General features: G+C 54.9%; 12 protein-coding genes and 1 other RNA gene. 5 read left to right on the top strand and 8 right to left on the bottom strand.

Translation table 11 applies throughout. The features are described from left to right. Nucleotides 1-47: 47 nt before the first annotated feature. The 5 genes from ACMGG1_RS13040 to ACMGG1_RS13020 all read right to left on the bottom strand — a co-directional run bounded on the left by ACMGG1_RS13040 (nucleotide 48) and on the right by ACMGG1_RS13020 (nucleotide 5,228). Entirely contained in the window at nucleotides 48-2,129 is a 2,082-nt protein-coding gene (locus tag ACMGG1_RS13040; RefSeq protein WP_122079093.1) for a TonB-dependent hemoglobin/transferrin/lactoferrin family receptor, read from the bottom strand. Between the two features lie 93 nt (nucleotides 2,130-2,222). After that, nucleotides 2,223-2,414, bottom strand: a complete 192-nt coding sequence (gene hemP / locus ACMGG1_RS13035; RefSeq protein WP_170868563.1) for a hemin uptake protein HemP — start codon at nucleotides 2,412-2,414, stop codon at nucleotides 2,223-2,225. A 162-nt stretch (nucleotides 2,415-2,576) separates the two neighbouring features. Next, nucleotides 2,577-3,062, bottom strand: a complete 486-nt coding sequence (locus ACMGG1_RS13030; RefSeq protein WP_122079096.1) for a glutathione peroxidase — start codon at nucleotides 3,060-3,062, stop codon at nucleotides 2,577-2,579. Between the two features lie 103 nt (nucleotides 3,063-3,165). After that, nucleotides 3,166-4,212 (bottom strand): 3-deoxy-7-phosphoheptulonate synthase, encoded by a 1,047-nt coding sequence (locus ACMGG1_RS13025; protein ID WP_046373703.1) that lies wholly within the window; start codon nucleotides 4,210-4,212, stop codon nucleotides 3,166-3,168. A gap of 194 nt (nucleotides 4,213-4,406) precedes the next feature. Next, a complete protein-coding gene (locus ACMGG1_RS13020) occupies nucleotides 4,407-5,228 on the bottom strand; it encodes a pyruvate, water dikinase regulatory protein (RefSeq protein ID WP_017892646.1) in 822 nt (273 codons plus the stop codon). 532 nt (nucleotides 5,229-5,760) lie between these two features. Between ACMGG1_RS13020 and ppsA the strand changes: the two genes are divergently transcribed. Further along, the gene (gene ppsA / locus ACMGG1_RS13015; RefSeq protein WP_020826648.1) at nucleotides 5,761-8,139 is read left to right on the top strand and encodes a phosphoenolpyruvate synthase; all 2,379 of its coding nucleotides are present in this window, start codon (nucleotides 5,761-5,763) and stop codon (nucleotides 8,137-8,139) included. 112 nt (nucleotides 8,140-8,251) lie between these two features. Here ppsA and rprA read toward each other — a convergent pair. Next, nucleotides 8,252-8,362, bottom strand: an RNA gene (gene rprA / locus ACMGG1_RS13010) — antisense sRNA RprA. Between the two features lie 260 nt (nucleotides 8,363-8,622). Next, nucleotides 8,623-9,723: an AI-2E family transporter YdiK gene (ydiK, locus tag ACMGG1_RS13005; RefSeq protein ID WP_020826650.1), complete on the bottom strand. Its 1,101-nt coding sequence runs from the start codon at nucleotides 9,721-9,723 to the stop codon at nucleotides 8,623-8,625. Between the two features lie 243 nt (nucleotides 9,724-9,966). On the opposite strand from ydiK, the gene ACMGG1_RS13000 reads away from it, so the two are divergent. Both ACMGG1_RS13000 and menI read left to right on the top strand, forming a co-directional pair. After that, nucleotides 9,967-13,023, top strand: coding sequence for an FAD-binding and (Fe-S)-binding domain-containing protein (locus ACMGG1_RS13000; RefSeq protein ID WP_414160716.1), 3,057 nt, complete (start codon nucleotides 9,967-9,969; stop codon nucleotides 13,021-13,023). Next, nucleotides 13,020-13,436: a 1,4-dihydroxy-2-naphthoyl-CoA hydrolase gene (gene menI, locus ACMGG1_RS12995; protein ID WP_020826652.1), complete on the top strand. Its 417-nt coding sequence runs from the start codon at nucleotides 13,020-13,022 to the stop codon at nucleotides 13,434-13,436. Before ACMGG1_RS13000 ends, menI begins: the two co-directional genes overlap by 4 nt. A 54-nt stretch (nucleotides 13,437-13,490) precedes the next feature. Here the strand turns inward: menI and ACMGG1_RS12990 are convergent, their stop codons facing one another. Next, on the bottom strand, nucleotides 13,491-13,895 hold the full coding sequence (locus ACMGG1_RS12990) for a hypothetical protein (protein WP_004943694.1): 405 nt from the start codon (nucleotides 13,893-13,895) through the stop codon (nucleotides 13,491-13,493). 555 nt (nucleotides 13,896-14,450) lie between these two features. Between ACMGG1_RS12990 and sufA the strand changes: the two genes are divergently transcribed. Then, nucleotides 14,451-14,822 (top strand): Fe-S cluster assembly scaffold SufA, encoded by a 372-nt coding sequence (gene sufA, locus ACMGG1_RS12985; RefSeq protein ID WP_020826654.1) that lies wholly within the window; start codon nucleotides 14,451-14,453, stop codon nucleotides 14,820-14,822. A 14-nt stretch (nucleotides 14,823-14,836) separates the two neighbouring features. Beyond that, nucleotides 14,837-16,333 (top strand): Fe-S cluster assembly protein SufB, encoded by a 1,497-nt coding sequence (sufB, locus tag ACMGG1_RS12980; RefSeq protein ID WP_041414521.1) that lies wholly within the window; start codon nucleotides 14,837-14,839, stop codon nucleotides 16,331-16,333. Nucleotides 16,334-16,355: the final 22 nt, after the last annotated feature.

Genomic DNA, 16,355 nt, shown 5'->3' with positions numbered 1-16,355 from the left:
AGAGGTGCAATCGGCGGGCATTCGGGTTGCCCGCCGGATTCAAAACGTTACCACTGGTAGCTGACCAACAGTTTGGCGTTGCGGCCATCCTGCGGAATGCCCTGCGGCGAGTAGTATTCTTTGTCGAAGGCGTTGCCCAGCACCACGGTGGTGGTAACGCCCTGCAGACGATCGCGGCCTTTATAGCTCAGGTAGAAATCATTGACGCCGTAGCCGCCTTGCTCCGGTGTGCCGGTTTCTACACGGCTGGCGCGTTGGGCCAACGTCGCAACCCACCCGGTAGAGAGACCGGTTTCACCCAGCGGGATATCCAGCGTGCTGGTAACGGTGTCTGGATTGATGCTGTTTAACCATTCGCCGCTGGTTTCATTTTTTCCACGTGTTCGGTTGTATGCCAAATCCCAGCCAAAAATTGGCGTTTTATAGCTCAACATGGCATCCCAACCCCAGATCTTCGCACGATCGATATTGGTCGAGAAAGTGGTGCAACTGATGCAATAAGGGCCACGGGGACCACGTCCCAACTCCATGGTGACGTCGGTAGTGATGTAGTCTCGGGCTTTGGTGTCGAAGTAACTGGCTTTGAATTGCAGACTATCGTCAGCTAAGAGCAGATCGTCAAAGCGCAGCCCGAAACCATACTCTTGGGTGGCATTAGTTTCCGGTTTCAGATTCGGATTGGGTACCCAATTGTTGGTGATGGTGGTAGGTCCCATGGGAATAGAGAAATGTTTAGAGTCGTTATACATTTCACCCATGGTCGGCGCACGAAATGCCTGCGAGTAAGAACCGAACAACATCAGCCAATCGGTTGGCGTAATGCTGATAGCGCCACGAGATGACCACTTGTCAGCATCCACATCCGCATAGCCGTCGCTGGAGCCTTTGTAGTTATCGTAACGAGTCCCGGCAAGCAGGGTCACCGGCAGGTCTCGCAGGGTAATTTCATCTTGTAACCAACCGGAGGCAAAGTTGATTTTCGCTTGGGGGAAGCTCTCTGTTGCACCGCCCGGCGTTTGTTCCTGCTTGTAAGCTTCACTGCCATAGGTAAACAGATGAGAAGCGAAGGTGTCAGCAAACAGGCGGGTGCGGTTTTCCAGTTTCGCGCCACGGGTAGTTTGTTTACGCGCCTCGTCTTCGTTGCCATGAGTGTGGGCGTTGATCTCCACTTCGGAATAATAGACTTTGGCTACGGCGTCGAGCCAATCCTGACCCACCGGCTTAAGTTTGTAGCTGAGTTGACCGTCACGCTGGATGCTTGAACGATCGGTCATCAGGTTACCGCTGCTGCTAGCGGACTCCTGCGGGTTTTTCGGTTCCTGCGCCCGATTGTTGTAGTAGCGCAGGTCACCACTTAATGATTGATTTTCATCAATCTTCCAGGTGCCTTTGGCCAGCACATTGCTGATGGTCTCGTCGTTGGGCGCGTCAAAACCGTTGCCCTGACGCAAATCCCCAACGTCGCGAGTGCCGAATGACAGCAGGCCGTCGAGGTTGTCGGTCTTGCCATAGGCGCTGGCGCCCATACCCAGGCTGTGATCGCCACTGCCCGCGGTGCCGTAAACCCGGAACCCGGTGTCATGACCTGGCAGCAGCAGATCGGCGGCATCCACGGTTTCATAAGCAATTACGCCGCCCAGTGCGCCACTGCCGTAAAGCAGGGCCGAAGGGCCGCGTACCACTTCAATGCGTTTTACCAGTGCCGGATCCAGGAAGGTGGCGCCAAGATGACCGGTATCGGTGCCCTGACGGATACCGTCTACCAGCGTCAGTACGCCGTTTTTACCGTAGCCGCGCATGAAAACATCTTGGCCATTGGTACGGCCGGTGCCATTGACGGTTATGCCCGGCACGCGGCGCAGCATGTCGGCGGCGCTGGTGGCGGTCTGGCTTTCAGGGCTATTGCCTTCGATCACGGTGACCATCATCGGCGCTTCAAAACTGCTGCGTGCATTGCCGGTGGCGGCAACGGTCAGGGTTTCATCGCTGGCTTTACTCGTTTTAGCCGACACATCGCTGGAAGAAGAAGCCGTGTGGTTGGTTTGTGCAAAAGTCACCGTCGGCAGAGCGCAGGCAATCGCCAGACTCAATGCGGATAAACGCAGCCGGGTGTAAGGGATCAGAGGCATGTCGCAACTCTCCGTATGTTTTTAACATATCAATAGATTTGCTGGCTGCCTGGATCAATATCGATCGGGGTGGCTGGCGTTGAGGGATGGGTGTTATTTGGTCAGGATCAATTTCCCGGCTTTGGTCTGCCGCAGCTGGTAGCGCTGGCCCTGATGGATGATGATCGCCACGCCCTCGGCGTCGAGCAGCTGAGCGCTGTCGTAGCAGGGAGGCGAGGTCAGGCCACTCACCGCGGGGCTTACGGTTTTGGCAGGTAAGTCGTGATTGTGATTATCCATCGTCATGTGTTTATAAAACAGACCGTTAAATAGTAATTAATATCAAAGTGAGAATCATTATCATGTGAACGAAAGGTTACATCAAGGAAAATTTTCTTACCGATGGAACCTTTTTGTAGGAAGGGAAGGTGACAGGGGCTGAAGGGGCTCAGCCCGTCTAAAACAAGGTTATTTCAGCAGGGTTTCAATGCGGTCGAACAGGCGCTCGGGTTTGGTGATCGGTGCGAAGCGTTTCACCCGTTGACCGTCGGCGGTCAGCAGGAATTTGGTGAAGTTCCATTTGATTCGCTGGCTGCCCAATACGCCCGGAGCAAGGCGTTTCAATTCATTGAACAGCGGATGCGCCCCAGGACCGTTGACCTCAATCTTGCTGAACAGCGGGAAGCTGACGCCGTAGTTCAGAGTGCAGAAGTTGGCGATCTCCAGGGGATTACCGGGCTCTTGCGAACCGAACTGATTGCAGGGAAAGCCCAGCACCATCAGCCCCCGTTCGCGGTAATACTGCCACAGGTTTTCCAGCCCACGGTATTGCGGCGTAAAACCGCATTTACTGGCGGTGTTAACCACCAGATAGGCTCGGGCGGGGAAATCCCCCAGCGTTTTATGTTCCCCTTGCAGGGTGACGCAGGGGATGGATAACAGTGAGTGGATCATGTCGAGGTTCCAAATCCTTTACAGGGAGACTGCGAGAATTGCTAACAGTATAGATGAGCGGATGACAGGAGAAAAAGCCGGGACGGGCGCCCCGGCTTTGGCATCAGAAGCGGGTATCTACCGCATCGGCCAGCATGGCCAGCAGCTGTTCGCTGTCGGCCCAGCTCAGGCAAGGATCGGTAATTGACTGACCGTAGGTGAGCGGTTGACCGGCCACGATTTTCTGGGTGCCTTCCACCAGGAAGCTTTCCGCCATCACGCCGGTCACGGCAGCAGAACCGGCACGGATTTGCTGGCAAACATTTTCTGCTACTTCCAACTGGCGGCGATGCAGTTTCTGGCAGTTGCCGTGGCTGAAGTCGATCACCAGGTGTTCCGGCAGGTCGAATTCACGCAGGCTGTCGCAAGCGGCAACGATATCGGTAGCATGGTAGTTCGGGGTTTTGCCACCGCGCATGATGATATGACCATAAGGATTGCCGCTGGTCTGATAGATAGTCATCTGGCCGTGTTTGTCCGGGGACAGGAACATGTGCCCGGCGCGCGCCGCACGAATGGCGTCAATGGCGATGCGAGTATTGCCGTCGGTACCGTTTTTGAAGCCCACCGGGCAGGAGAGCGCCGAGGCCATCTCACGGTGGATCTGGCTTTCGGTGGTCCGTGCGCCAATCGCGCCCCAACTGATCAGGTCGGCGATGTATTGACCGACCACCATATCGAGGAATTCGGTAGCGGTAGGCAGGCCGAGCTGGTTCACTTCCAGCAGCAGCCGACGCGCCATTTCGATCCCACGATTCACCTGGAAGCTGCCATCCAGCGCCGGATCGGAGATCAGGCCTTTCCAGCCCACCACGGTACGCGGTTTTTCAAAATAGGTGCGCATCACGATTTCCAGGCGATCCTGGTAACGTATGCGCAGTTGGTTCAGGCGGCCGGCATAGTCTACGGCGGCGTCGAGATCGTGTATCGAGCATGGGCCGATAACCACCAGCAGGCGGCGATCTTCACCGGTCAGGATTTTTTCAATGCGTTGCCGGGAGGCCGTCACGTTATCCGCGATTTCCGCCGAGATCGGCAACTTCTCCGCCAGTTCTTGCGGCGTGACAAGGCTGTCGATGCGCGCGGTCCGCAGTTCATCTGTTTTGTGCATGATTTTCTCTAAAGACTTTTCTTCGCTGCGGCAGGAGTGCCGGGAAGTGATGGCGATCACAATAACGTAAAAACCGATGAATTCAACCGGAGAAACTGTGTTCTGTTGATCAGAATCGCTAAAAAAAGCACAAAAAACGTCGCCAATGAAGAAATAAGCAGCACGCGGTAGGGGACCGGCCCACCGCGTGAAAACTAGAACATGCGGCGGCTCATGCCCAGAATGTCCAGAATTTTGGTCGAGATCTCCTCTACCGAATAATTGGTGGTATTGAGATAACGGATCTGATTTTTACGGAACAGCGCTTCCACCTCGGCAAGTTCCATTCGACACTGGCGAATAGAGGCATAACGGCTGTTTTCGCGCCGTTCTTCACGGATAGCGGCTAAACGCTCCGGATCGATAGTCAGGCCGAAAAGCTTGTGCTGAAACGGCTTCAGCGCGGCGGGAAGGTGTAAATTGTCCATATCATCGGCGGTAAACGGGTAGTTGGCGGCGCGGATACCGAACTGCATCGCCAGGTACAGGCTGGTGGGGGTTTTGCCACAGCGTGAAACCCCGAGCAAAATCACCTGGGCCTGGTCGAGATTGCGCAGCGAAATGCCGTCATCATGGGCTAACGTGTAGTCAATAGCCGCGATACGGGCATCATATTTACCGAGGTTGCTGGCCGTCAGGCCGTGGGTACGATTAGGGACCGGGGTGGGCTCCACCTCTAACTCGCCCTGCAGCGGGCCGACCAGTGCTTGCACAATATCCTGACAAAACCCTTCGCTCTGGGTGATGACTTTGCGCACTTCCGGCGAAATGATCGAGTAAAACACCAGGGGCCGCACGCCGGTATCTCGATAGATATCGTTAATCTGCTGGCAGACTCCACGGGCGCGCGCCTCGGTTTCGACAAAGGGCAGCGTAAAGGTTGTGGCCTTCACCGGAAATTGAGACAGCACGGCGTGGCCCAAAACCTCGGCGGTGATCGCCGTGCCATCCGAAATATAAAAAACGCTTCTTTCCACCCGAGGCTCCTTACCTGAAACGGTGATGCAGTTATCGCATCTGCTTGCTCTTATCATGGGCTTGAGATGATCGAGCGGTAAAGGGGCGGGCAAAAAAAATGTGATAGTGAGGGCAGAGTCGTCGATTAATTTCGCCGATCAAGGAATAAGCTTTCGTCGGAGCGTTATTGATTGAAATGCTATTTTAAATTTTATGAAAAGCAGGGATTTCTTTTTCTTGAGGAATGGTTACACAGAACGATGTTATTTTCACCAAAGTCATTATTGATAATATGGTTTTTAAAAATCAAGTTTAAAAATTACTTAATTTGTTGAGATTTAAGCTATTAGTGCGACAGGGAACGATTCCATCCTCATTTTTCATTTCAGGAAGTTTTCCTAAAATCCATTTTCTTCGCCGGGTTGATCGATTCACCTTTCCATTTCCTATGGATCATTGTGCTAGTCTGATTCGGCACCGTTTTAGCGGCGCTGATAAAGCAAGCGAATTAAATCCGTCTATACCCTACTGATAGCAATAAGGATTGTCTCGATGTCCAACAATGGCCCAGACTTGCGTAATGTGCTTTGGTACAACCAGCTCGGCATGCACGACGTTGACCGTGTCGGCGGCAAAAATGCCTCCCTCGGTGAAATGATCACCAATCTTTCCGATTTGGGCGTAGCCGTGCCAAACGGTTTTGCCACCACCGCGCAGGCGTTTAACGATTTCCTCGAGCAAAGCGGTGTTAACCAGCGCATCTATCAGTTACTGGATCAAACTGACGTTGACGACATTGCCCAACTGACCAAGGCCGGCGCGCAAATCCGTCAATGGATCATCGACACGCCGTTCCATGCAGAGTTCGAGCGCGAAATAAACCTGGCTTACCAGCAACTGGCCGACGGCGAGCCGGAAGCCTCTTTTGCCGTGCGTTCTTCCGCCACCGCAGAAGACATGCCGGACGCTTCCTTTGCCGGGCAGCAGGAAACCTTCCTCAACGTGCAGGGCATCGACGCCGTAATGGTGGCGATCAAGCACGTATATGCCTCATTGTTTAACGACCGTGCCATCTCTTACCGCGTGCATCAGGGTTACGATCACCGCGGCGTGGCTTTGTCGGCCGGCGTGCAGCGCATGGTACGTTCTGACCTGGCGTCTTCCGGCGTGATGTTCACCATCGATACCGAATCCGGTTTTGACCAGGTGGTGTTTATCACTTCCGCCTTCGGCCTGGGTGAAATGGTAGTGCAGGGCGCGGTAAACCCTGACGAGTTCTACGTACATAAACCGACGCTGCTGAAAGGCAAGCCGGCTATCGTGCGTCGTAACCTCGGGTCGAAGAAAATCCGCATGGTGTACGCACCTTCGCAGGATCACGGCAAACAGGTACAAATTGAAGACGTGCCAGAGCAGCAACGTAATCGTTTCTCTCTGACCGACGAAGAAGTACAGGGCCTGGCGCATCAGGCACTGCTGATCGAAAAACACTACGGCCGTCCGATGGATATCGAGTGGGCCAAAGACGGTCATACCGGCAAGCTGCTGATTGTTCAGGCCCGTCCGGAAACCGTGCGTTCCAACGAACAGACGATGGAGCGTTACCAGCTTAACGGCAGCAGCCCGGTGCTGGTGGAAGGGCGCGCCATCGGCCACCGCATTGGCGCGGGCCCGGTAAAAGTCATCCATAATATCAGCGAAATGGACCTGATCGAGCCAGGCGACGTGCTGGTGACGGACATGACCGACCCGGACTGGGAACCGATCATGAAAAAGGCCGCGGCAATCGTCACCAACCGTGGCGGCCGTACCTGCCACGCGGCGATCATCGCGCGCGAGCTCGGCATTCCTGCCGTGGTCGGTTGCGGTAACGCTACCGATCTGCTGAAGGCAGGCCAGAAGGTCACCGTCTCTTGTGCGGAAGGCGATACCGGCTTTGTGTACAGCGATATGCTCGACTTCAGCGTGCAGAGTTCCGAAGTGACCGAGCTGCCGTCACTGCCGCTGAAAATCATGATGAACGTCGGTAACCCCGACCGCGCCTTTGACTTTGCGCGCTTGCCGAACGAAGGCGTGGGCCTGGCCCGGCTGGAATTTATCATCAACCGCATGATTGGCGTGCATCCGAGGGCATTGCTGGAGTTTGATCAACAGACTCCAGAACTGCAGCAGGAAATCAAGGCGCTGATGCAAGGCTACGACCACCCGGTCGAGTTCTATGTGGGCCGCCTGACGGAAGGGATTGCTACGCTGGGGGCGGCATTCTGGCCGAAGCGAGTGATTGTGCGCCTGTCTGACTTCAAATCCAATGAATATGCCAACCTGGTGGGCGGTGAGAAATACGAGCCGCATGAAGAGAACCCGATGTTGGGCTTCCGTGGCGCTGGCCGTTACGTCGCCGACAGCTTCCGCGATTGCTTCGCGATGGAATGCGACGCGGTAAAACGCGTGCGTAATGAAATGGGCCTGACCAACGTCGAAATCATGGTGCCTTTCGTGCGTACCGTAGCGCAGGCGGAAGCGGTGGTCGCCGAATTGGCGCGCCAGGGTCTGAAGCGTGGCGAAAACGGCCTGAAAGTGATCATGATGTGCGAAATTCCGTCCAATGCCCTGTTGGCGGATCAGTTCCTGGAACACTTCGATGGCTTCTCTATCGGCTCCAACGACATGACCCAGCTGACGCTGGGGCTGGATCGCGATTCGGGCGTGGTGTCTGAACTGTTTGACGAGCGTAACGAGGCGGTTAAAGCGCTGCTGTCGATGGCGATTCAAGCGGCTAAACGCCATGGCAAATACGTCGGTATTTGCGGGCAGGGCCCTTCCGATCATGAGGACTTCGCCGAGTGGTTGATGGAGCAGGGCATTGACAGCCTGTCGCTCAACCCGGATACCGTGGTGCAAACCTGGGTCAATCTGTCGAAGAAAAAGTAATTCTTCGACATAAGATTCCGCATTAACTCTAAAGCCGTAGCTCAGGTTACGGCTTTATTATTTCTGAATGTAAATAGAATGGATATCGGCATTAATCTTGGCCAAAAAAAGAATAAAAAAAAGCCCATCATAGGAGACGGGCAAAGACTACACACAGCAATTCACATGTATGGCATTACATTGTTAGGAAATCTTGCTTTAAATCAGATGTTTGAAGCAATAGATGGCAATAATACTAGATATTTAAACGAAATTAGTCATTAAGAATCATCCTAATCAAGATCCAGGTTCCCATTTATTTTAAACCTTGCTCAATTCTATCTTCAGGCTAAAAAGATGTATTCATGCGGTATGTTTAATTAATGCCCGTTAGCCCGGCATTCAGAGGGACTTTATTAATTATCGCCGCGACGGATTGAAGTAAATGAGAATGGATATGGATAAAGAAAGGATTCTGCCCGGGGAGCCGGGCAGAGATCCGGATTACATCTGTTCCAGGTCTTTGGCGACTTCTTCCAGATCGGTCGTCGGTTCCGGTGCTTCGTTCATCCAGGCGGTGAGCAAGCGATAAGACACCGCCAGCACCACGGGGCCGATAAACAGGCCAATCATGCCGAAAGCCAATAGGCCGCCGATAACACCGGACAAGATCAGCAGCATCGGCAGATCGGCACCCATGCGGATCAGCACCGGCCTCAATACGTTATCCAGCGTAGCCACCACGCAGCTCCAGACCAGCAGCACGGTGCCCCAGGTGGTATCACCGCTCCAGTACAGCCAGATAATAGCCGGCACCAGCACCAACAGCGGCCCCAATTGCGCGACACAGCAGATAAAGATCAGCACCGTCAGCAGGGTGGCGGCTGGAATGCCAGTCACCGCCAGGCCAATACCGCCCAATACCGATTGTACCAGCGCCGTCACCACCACGCCCAAAGCCACCGCACGGATTGCCTGACCACCCAGCACGACGGCAGCATCGCCTCGTTCGGCGCCAAGACGCGTTGCGAAGTGGCGAATGCCCAGGGCAACCTGCTCACCACGGGCATAGAGCAATACGCTAAACAAAAGCATCAGCGTGCAATGTAACAACAGGCGACCAATATGCGCCGCCTGCGCCACAAACCAGGTGGCGGTTTGGCCGAAGTAGGGTTGCACTTTCGCCACCAGGGCGGTGCCGCCGGCACTCACCAGCGTATGGTAGCTGTTATAAATCTTATCGCCGATCATCGGGATCGATTGCAGCCACGCCAGATCGGGAATATGCAGCTTGCCGGGGGTACTGGCCCAGGCAACCACGGGCGCGCTGTTGTCGACCACGCTGCTGACCAGCAGAGAAATCGGCAGGATGAACAGCAGGATCAACAGCAACGTCATGACCAACACGGCCAGCGAGCGGCGGCCCCAAAGTATTTTTTGCAGCTTGATCAGCAGCGGCCAGGTGGCGATAACCACCATGCCGGCCCAGGCGAAGCCGAGAATGAACGGTTGAATGACCCAAAAACAGGCGACGATCATAATGGCGATAAACAGCACGCCAAAAATAATCCGTGGCAAATCGTATCGGGACTGGGGGATTGTCATGAATGGGTTCTCATCCTGGTAAGTTAATTCCTTTGTTTAGATTAAGCATGGTGCATTTTCGTCACTTTTCATCATGCGCCGCACCTTTTATCGCGCGTCGTCTGACGACCTAATAATGTGCATGCCTTCACTAAACGAGTATGTTAGTTTTTATGCCTAATAAAAAGTAGGGTGGGTCTGAATAAAGGCCTGATTCAGCGTGCATAAGCGCATAAAAAATAGACAGACAGGGTCAAAAAGCGAATGATCCCACAGATTTCTCAGGCACCCGGCCTCGTTCAACGGGTGCTCGACTTTTTGGAAGCCTTAAAGCAAAACGGATTCAATGGCGATATCGCCACCAGCTACGCCGACCGGCTGACGATGGCGACCGACAACAGTATCTATCAGTTGCTGCCCGACGCGGTAGTGTTTCCCCGCTCCACCGCAGACGTGGCGCTGATTGCACGCCTGGCGGCTGAAGAGCGTTTCAACGCGCTGACCTTTAGCCCCCGCGGCGGCGGAACCGGCACCAACGGACAGTCGCTTAACAGCGGCATCGTGGTGGACATGTCGCGCCACATGAACCGTATTCTGGACATCAACGTCGAGCAGGGGTGGGTCAAGGTGGAGGCTGGGGTGATCAAAGACCAGCTTAACCAGTACCTGCGGCCCTTGGGTTATTTTTTCTCGCCGGAGCTTTCCACCAGTAACCGCGCCACGCTGGGCGGCATGATCAATACCGACGCTTCCGGCCAGGGGTCGCTGGTGTACGGTAAAACCTCCGATCACGTACTGGGCCTGCGGGCGGTTTTGCTGGGCGGCGACATGATCGACACTCGCGCCATCCCGACGCCACTGGCGGAAACGATTGCCTGTGAGGAAACCCTTGAGGGGCAGATTTACCGAACGGTACTCAACAGTTGCCGTGACCAACGCGCGCTGATCCAGGAGAAATTCCCCAAGCTAAACCGCTTCCTGACCGGCTACGATCTGCGACACGTGTTTAGCGACGATCTGCAAACCTTCGATTTGACGCGTATTCTGACCGGTGCCGAGGGGACGTTGGCCTTTATTACCGAAGCGCGGTTGGACATTACGCCGCTGCCGAAGGTTCGTCGTCTGGTGAACGTTAAATACGACTCCTTTGATTCCGCGCTGCGTAATGCGCCCTTTATGGTTGAAGCTAAGGCGTTGTCGGTAGAAACCATCGATTCCAAGGTGTTGAACCTGGCGCGTGAGGATATCGTCTGGCATTCGGTGAGCGAACTGATCACCAACGTGCCGGATAAAGAGATGCTGGGCCTGAACATCGTCGAATTTGCCGGTGACGACCAGGTCCTGATCGACCAGCAGATGGAGAGTCTGTGCCTGCGATTGGACGAGTTGATCTCCGAGAGGCAGGGCGGCGTGATTGGCTATCAGATCTGTGGTGATTTGGTGGGCATCGAGCGCATTTATAACATGCGCAAAAAGGCGGTCGGGTTATTGGGTAACGCCAAAGGGCGGGCCAAACCGATTCCCTTTGCCGAAGACACCTGCGTGCCGCCTCAGCATCTGGCCGATTACATCGTCGAATTCCGTCAGTTGCTGGACAGCCACAACCTCAGCTACGGCATGTTCGGTCACGTCGATGCCGGCGTGCTGCATGTGCGTCCCGCGCTAGACATGTGCGATCCCCAGCAGGAAGTGCTGATGAAACAGCTCTCCGATCGGGTGGTGGCACTGACCGCCAAATACGGCGGCTTGCTGTGGGGTGAACACGGTAAAGGCTTCCGCGCCGAATACAGCCCGGAGTTTTTCGGCGAGCAGCTGTATCTGGAACTGCGTCGCATCAAAGCCGCATTCGATCCGAACAACCGCCTCAACCCTGGCAAAATTTGCTCGCCGCTGGGCGTCGATGCGCCAATGATGAAAGTGGACGCCGTCAAGCGCGGTACCCTCGATCGCCGCATTCCTGTCGAGGTACGTACTTCGTTCCGGGGGGCGATGGAATGTAACGGCAACGGTCTGTGCTTCAACTTTGACGTGCGTAGCCCGATGTGCCCGTCGATGAAAATCACCGGCAATCGTATCCATTCGCCAAAAGGCCGGGCCGCGCTGGTGCGTGAATGGCTGCGTCTGCTGTCCGAGCAGGGCGTCGATCCCGTGGCGTTGGAAAAACAGCTGCCACAGCAGCGGCTCAGTTTCCGAACGCTGATCGAGAAAACCCGTAACAGCTGGTACGCCGGCAAAGGCGAATATGACTTCTCGCACGAGGTGAAAGAGGCGATGTCCGGCTGTCTGGCCTGCAAAGCCTGTTCTACCCAATGCCCGATCAAGATTGACGTGCCGGGCTTCCGTTCGCGTTTCCTGCAGCTTTACCACACGCGTTATCTGCGGCCGGCGCGTGACTATATGGTCGCCGGGGTAGAGAGCTATACGCCGCTGATGGCGAAAGCGCCCAAGGTGTTCAACTTCTTCTTCCGTCAGCCCTGGGTGCGTGAGCTAAGCCGCAATACTGTCGGCATGGTTGATTTGCCGATGCTCTCCAGCCCGACGCTGCGTCAACAGCTTTCCGGCCATGGTGCCACGACCATGACGCTGGAACAGCTTGAAGCGCTGAATGCTGAACAACGCGAGCAGCACGTTTTGATCGTGCAGGATCCCTTCACCAGCTATTACGATGCCAAAGTGGTGGCGGACTTTGTACGGCTGGTGGAAAAGCTCGGCTACCGGCCGGTGCTGCTGCCGTTTTCTCCGAATGGCAAGGCGCAACATATCAAAGGATTCCTGACGCGCTTTGCTCGTACTGCGCGCAAAACCGCCGATTTCCTCAATCGGGTGGCAAAACTCGGTATGCCGCTGGTGGGGGTCGATCCGGCGCTGGTGCTGTGTTATCGCGATGAATATAACGAGATCCTGGGGGAAACCCGCGGGGACTTCCAGGTGCAACTGGTGCACGAATGGTTGCAGCAACTGCTGGCCGAGCGGGCTGAACAGCCTGCGACCGGTGAGGCCTGGTATCTGTTCGGTCACTGTACTGAAACCACCGCCTTACCAGCCAGCGGTCAGCACTGGACGTCGATCTTTGCTCGCTTCGGCGCCAGGCTGGAAAATGTCAGCGTAGGCTGCTGCGGCATGGCGGGTACTTACGGGCATGAAGTGAAGAACCTGCAGAATTCGCTCGGCATTTATGAGCTATCATGGCACCAGGCATTGCAACGTTTGCCGCGGCAACGTTGTCTGGCGACCGGTTACTCCTGTCGCAGCCAGGTCAAACGTATTGAGGGTAACGGTGTACGGCACCCATTACAGGCACTTCTGGAGATGATTGAGTGAAACTGTGGAAACGAGAAACGACGCTGGAACAATTAAACCAGGCCGGTGAAGGCTGCATGGTCAGCCATGTGGGGATCCAGTTTACCCGAATGGAAGAGGATTACCTTGAGGCTACCATGCCTGTGGACCACCGTACGCGGCAGCCGTTTGGTTTGTTGCACGGTGGGGCCTCGGTGGTGCTGGCGGAGTCGATGGGATCGATGGCTGGTTACCTGTGCAGCGAGGGCGATCAGAAAGTAGTAGGGCTGGAGATCAATGCCAACCACCTGCGAGCGGTGTTTGAAGGCCAGGTTCGCGGGGTTTGTCGCGCACTGCATGTTGGCCGTCGGCATCAGGTGTGGCAGATTGAAATCTTCGATTCGCGCGACCGCCTTTGCTGCACTTCGCGTTTAACCACCGCAGTGATCGATTAAGTTTCCTTCCCCCGCAGGCATTCCGGCCTGCGGGTTTCTTGTCAGTCGGCGGGGTTACAGCTGAAACGGCACCCGCTTGACGAAGTCCTTCTGGAAGGCGTTGGCTTTCTCCCAGGTGCCTTCCATCGCGTATTTCTGGCAGATCAGGGTCAGGGTATGGCGGGCAAAATGGTAGCTCTGAACCCGAAACAGCTGGCAGCGCTGCGGATTGTTGATTTCCACGATCAGCCGATTATGCAGCTTGCTCAACGCGTGCAGATAGCTTTCATCATCGCCGTTTTCCAGGCACAGATTGGCCATGTTGAGGCTGACATTGTTGTAGCGTTTCAGGTGGTTGATATTGCACTCCGGCCGCCTGAGCGACGCTTCCGCCATGTAGAAATCTACCGTGGCGTCACGCACGCTGAACTTATAGTCATCAATTTTGCCCAGCAGCCACGCATTCATCGAGATATTCATTTGCCCGCGCTCAATTTGTAATTGAATGATAATCATTATCATATTTACTGGCGCGTTTACGATCAATCATTCTGTTGAAATTTTTATCGCGGCAGGGGGATGCATTGAGCGCGTGGCGACCCAATATGGTCAGTAACGACTAAACTTTAGTCATAGAGCGTGCGAATTGTCTGCCTGCAGTGAAGCGCGAAAGAGTGGGAAAAGTCCCTTATTGTCGATAAACGCATTTTTAAGACAGACAAAATTCAGAAATAGGTATTTTCTATGAATGTTTAAAGCAAAATAAAAATCCGGATCTGTAAAGCGTTCGAGCCAATAGGCAAGCGCGAAGGTAGTACAGGATGTGCTGAAAATTCATAGGGATAAATTGATCCACTTGCCGACCTGCAGCGATTGTGTCGCTGACTGTCCCGCGCGCTTGCCGCATGCCGAAACGAAAATCCGGGTTTTTGGCGGATACCCCCGCAAAACAAACGGTTGAAGTGATAATTGTTATCACTAACATAGTAGCAACCCAGATTGGCTGTGGAAAAACACGAGTGTGAGGTAGGCCATATGCAAACGGAAAATGTCGGCACCTTTTCTCTGGACGAAAATGTCTGGCAAGGCATTTTGCTCAGTGATAATGCCGTACAACAAATTACTAAATTAATGCAGCAGGATCCGCAGGTGAAGGGGCTGCAGCTCGGAGTGAAGCAGTCAGGCTGCGCCGGGTTTGCCTATGTGCTGGATCTCACCCGTGAACCCGCTGACGACGACCTGCTGTTTGAGCGCGATGGCGCCAAACTGTATGTGCCGTTAAAAGCCATGCCGTTTATCGATGGCACCACGGTGGATTTTGTCCGTGAAGGGCTGAATCAGATATTCAAATTTAATAACCCTAAAGCTCAGCATGCCTGCGGGTGCGGCGAGAGTTTTGGCGTTTGAGCGATGCAATCAACATGACACGAAGCAATGTAGAAATGCCTAATGAAGTGCAGGCTTGGGTCAGCGAAGGTCGCTATAAAGAAGGCTTTTTTACCCAACTGGCTACCGACGAGTTAGCGAAAGGCATCAACGAAGACGTGGTGCGCGCCATCTCGGCCAAGCGTAACGAACCTGAGTGGATGCTGGAGTTCCGCCTGGAGGCTTACCGTGCCTGGCTGCAAATGGAAGAGCCGCACTGGCTGAAAGCCAACTATGACCGGCTGAATTACCAGGACTACAGCTATTATTCGGCGCCGTCCTGCGGAAGTTGTGATGATGCCTGCGGCTCGCAGCCCGGCGCAGAACAGCAGCCCGGCGCGGTCACGGACAACAATTACCTGACCAGCGAGGTTGAACTGGCGTTTAACCAGCTCGGCGTGCCGGTGCGAGAAGGCAGTGAAGTGGCGGTGGACGCGATCTTTGACTCCGTCTCGGTCTCCACCACCTATCGCGAGAAGTTGGCCGAGAGCGGGGTGATTTTCTGTTCGTTCGGCGAGGCGATCCACGAATACCCGGATTTGGTACGCAAATACCTCGGCCGCGTCGTACCCTCAAACGACAACTTCTTCGCCGCGCTGAACGCCGCGGTGGCCTCTGACGGGACCTTCGTCTATGTGCCGAAGGGCGTACGCTGCCCCATGGAACTGTCGACCTATTTCCGTATTAACGCCGCTAAAACCGGGCAGTTCGAACGCACCATCCTGATCGCCGACGAAGGCAGTTATGTCAGCTACATCGAAGGCTGCTCTGCTCCGGTACGCGACAGCTATCAGCTGCATGCGGCGGTGGTGGAAGTGATCCTGCACAAAGACGCCGAAGTGAAATACTCGACCGTACAGAACTGGTTCTCCGGCGGTGACAGCAAGGGCGGGATCCTGAACTTTGTCACCAAGCGCGCACTGTGCGAAGGCGCCGGGTCGAAAATGTCCTGGACCCAGTCGGAAACCGGCTCGGCCATCACCTGGAAGTACCCGAGCGTGATCCTGCAGGGCGACAACTCTATCGGTGAATTCTTCTCTGTGGCGCTGACCAGCGGCCATCAGCAGGCGGACACCGGCACCAAGATGATCCACATCGGCAAGAACACCCGTTCGACCATCATCGCCAAAGGTATCTCTGCCGGGCACAGCGAAAACACCTATCGCGGCCTGGTGAAGATCCTGCCGGGGGCGGAAAACGCCCGTAACTTTACCCAGTGCGACTCGATGCTGATCGGGCCGGACAGTGGCGCCCATACGTTCCCTTATGTTGAGGCGCGTAACAACAGCGCGCAGCTGGAGCATGAAGCCACCACCTCAAAAATTGGCGATGACCAACTGTTCTACTGCCTGCAACGCGGCATCAGTGAAGACAATGCCATTTCAATGATCGTCAACGGATTCTGTAAGGACGTGTTCTCTGAGCTGCCGCTGGAGTTCGCCGTCGAGGCGCAGAAGTTATTGGCCATCAGCCTGGAACACAGCGTGGGCTAATCGCCGGATTTACAGCGCGAAA

This window comes from Serratia sp. BNK-12, from assembly GCF_047456085.1.
Classification (GTDB): Bacteria; Pseudomonadota; Gammaproteobacteria; order Enterobacterales; family Enterobacteriaceae; genus Serratia; species Serratia liquefaciens.
Note: the sequence above shows the minus strand (reverse complement) of the source record. Positions and strands in the feature narration are given on the sequence as shown.

Bases quoted from the DNA above. Each gene is read 5' to 3' on its own strand.
- ACMGG1_RS13040 (WP_122079093.1), bottom strand. From the start codon at position 2,129: ATGCCTCTGATCCCTTACACCCGGCTGCGTTTATCCGCATTGAGTCTG.
- hemP (WP_170868563.1), bottom strand. From the start codon at position 2,414: ATGACGATGGATAATCACAATCACGACTTACCTGCCAAAACCGTAAGC.
- ACMGG1_RS13030 (WP_122079096.1), bottom strand. From the start codon at position 3,062: ATGATCCACTCACTGTTATCCATCCCCTGCGTCACCCTGCAAGGGGAA.
- ACMGG1_RS13025 (WP_046373703.1), bottom strand. From the start codon at position 4,212: ATGCACAAAACAGATGAACTGCGGACCGCGCGCATCGACAGCCTTGTC.
- ppsA (WP_020826648.1), top strand. From the start codon at position 5,761: ATGTCCAACAATGGCCCAGACTTGCGTAATGTGCTTTGGTACAACCAG.
- ydiK (WP_020826650.1), bottom strand. From the start codon at position 9,723: ATGACAATCCCCCAGTCCCGATACGATTTGCCACGGATTATTTTTGGC.
- ACMGG1_RS13000 (WP_414160716.1), top strand. From the start codon at position 9,967: ATGATCCCACAGATTTCTCAGGCACCCGGCCTCGTTCAACGGGTGCTC.
- ACMGG1_RS12990 (WP_004943694.1), bottom strand. From the start codon at position 13,895: ATGAATATCTCGATGAATGCGTGGCTGCTGGGCAAAATTGATGACTAT.
- sufA (WP_020826654.1), top strand. From the start codon at position 14,451: ATGCAAACGGAAAATGTCGGCACCTTTTCTCTGGACGAAAATGTCTGG.
- sufB (WP_041414521.1), top strand. From the start codon at position 14,837: ATGACACGAAGCAATGTAGAAATGCCTAATGAAGTGCAGGCTTGGGTC.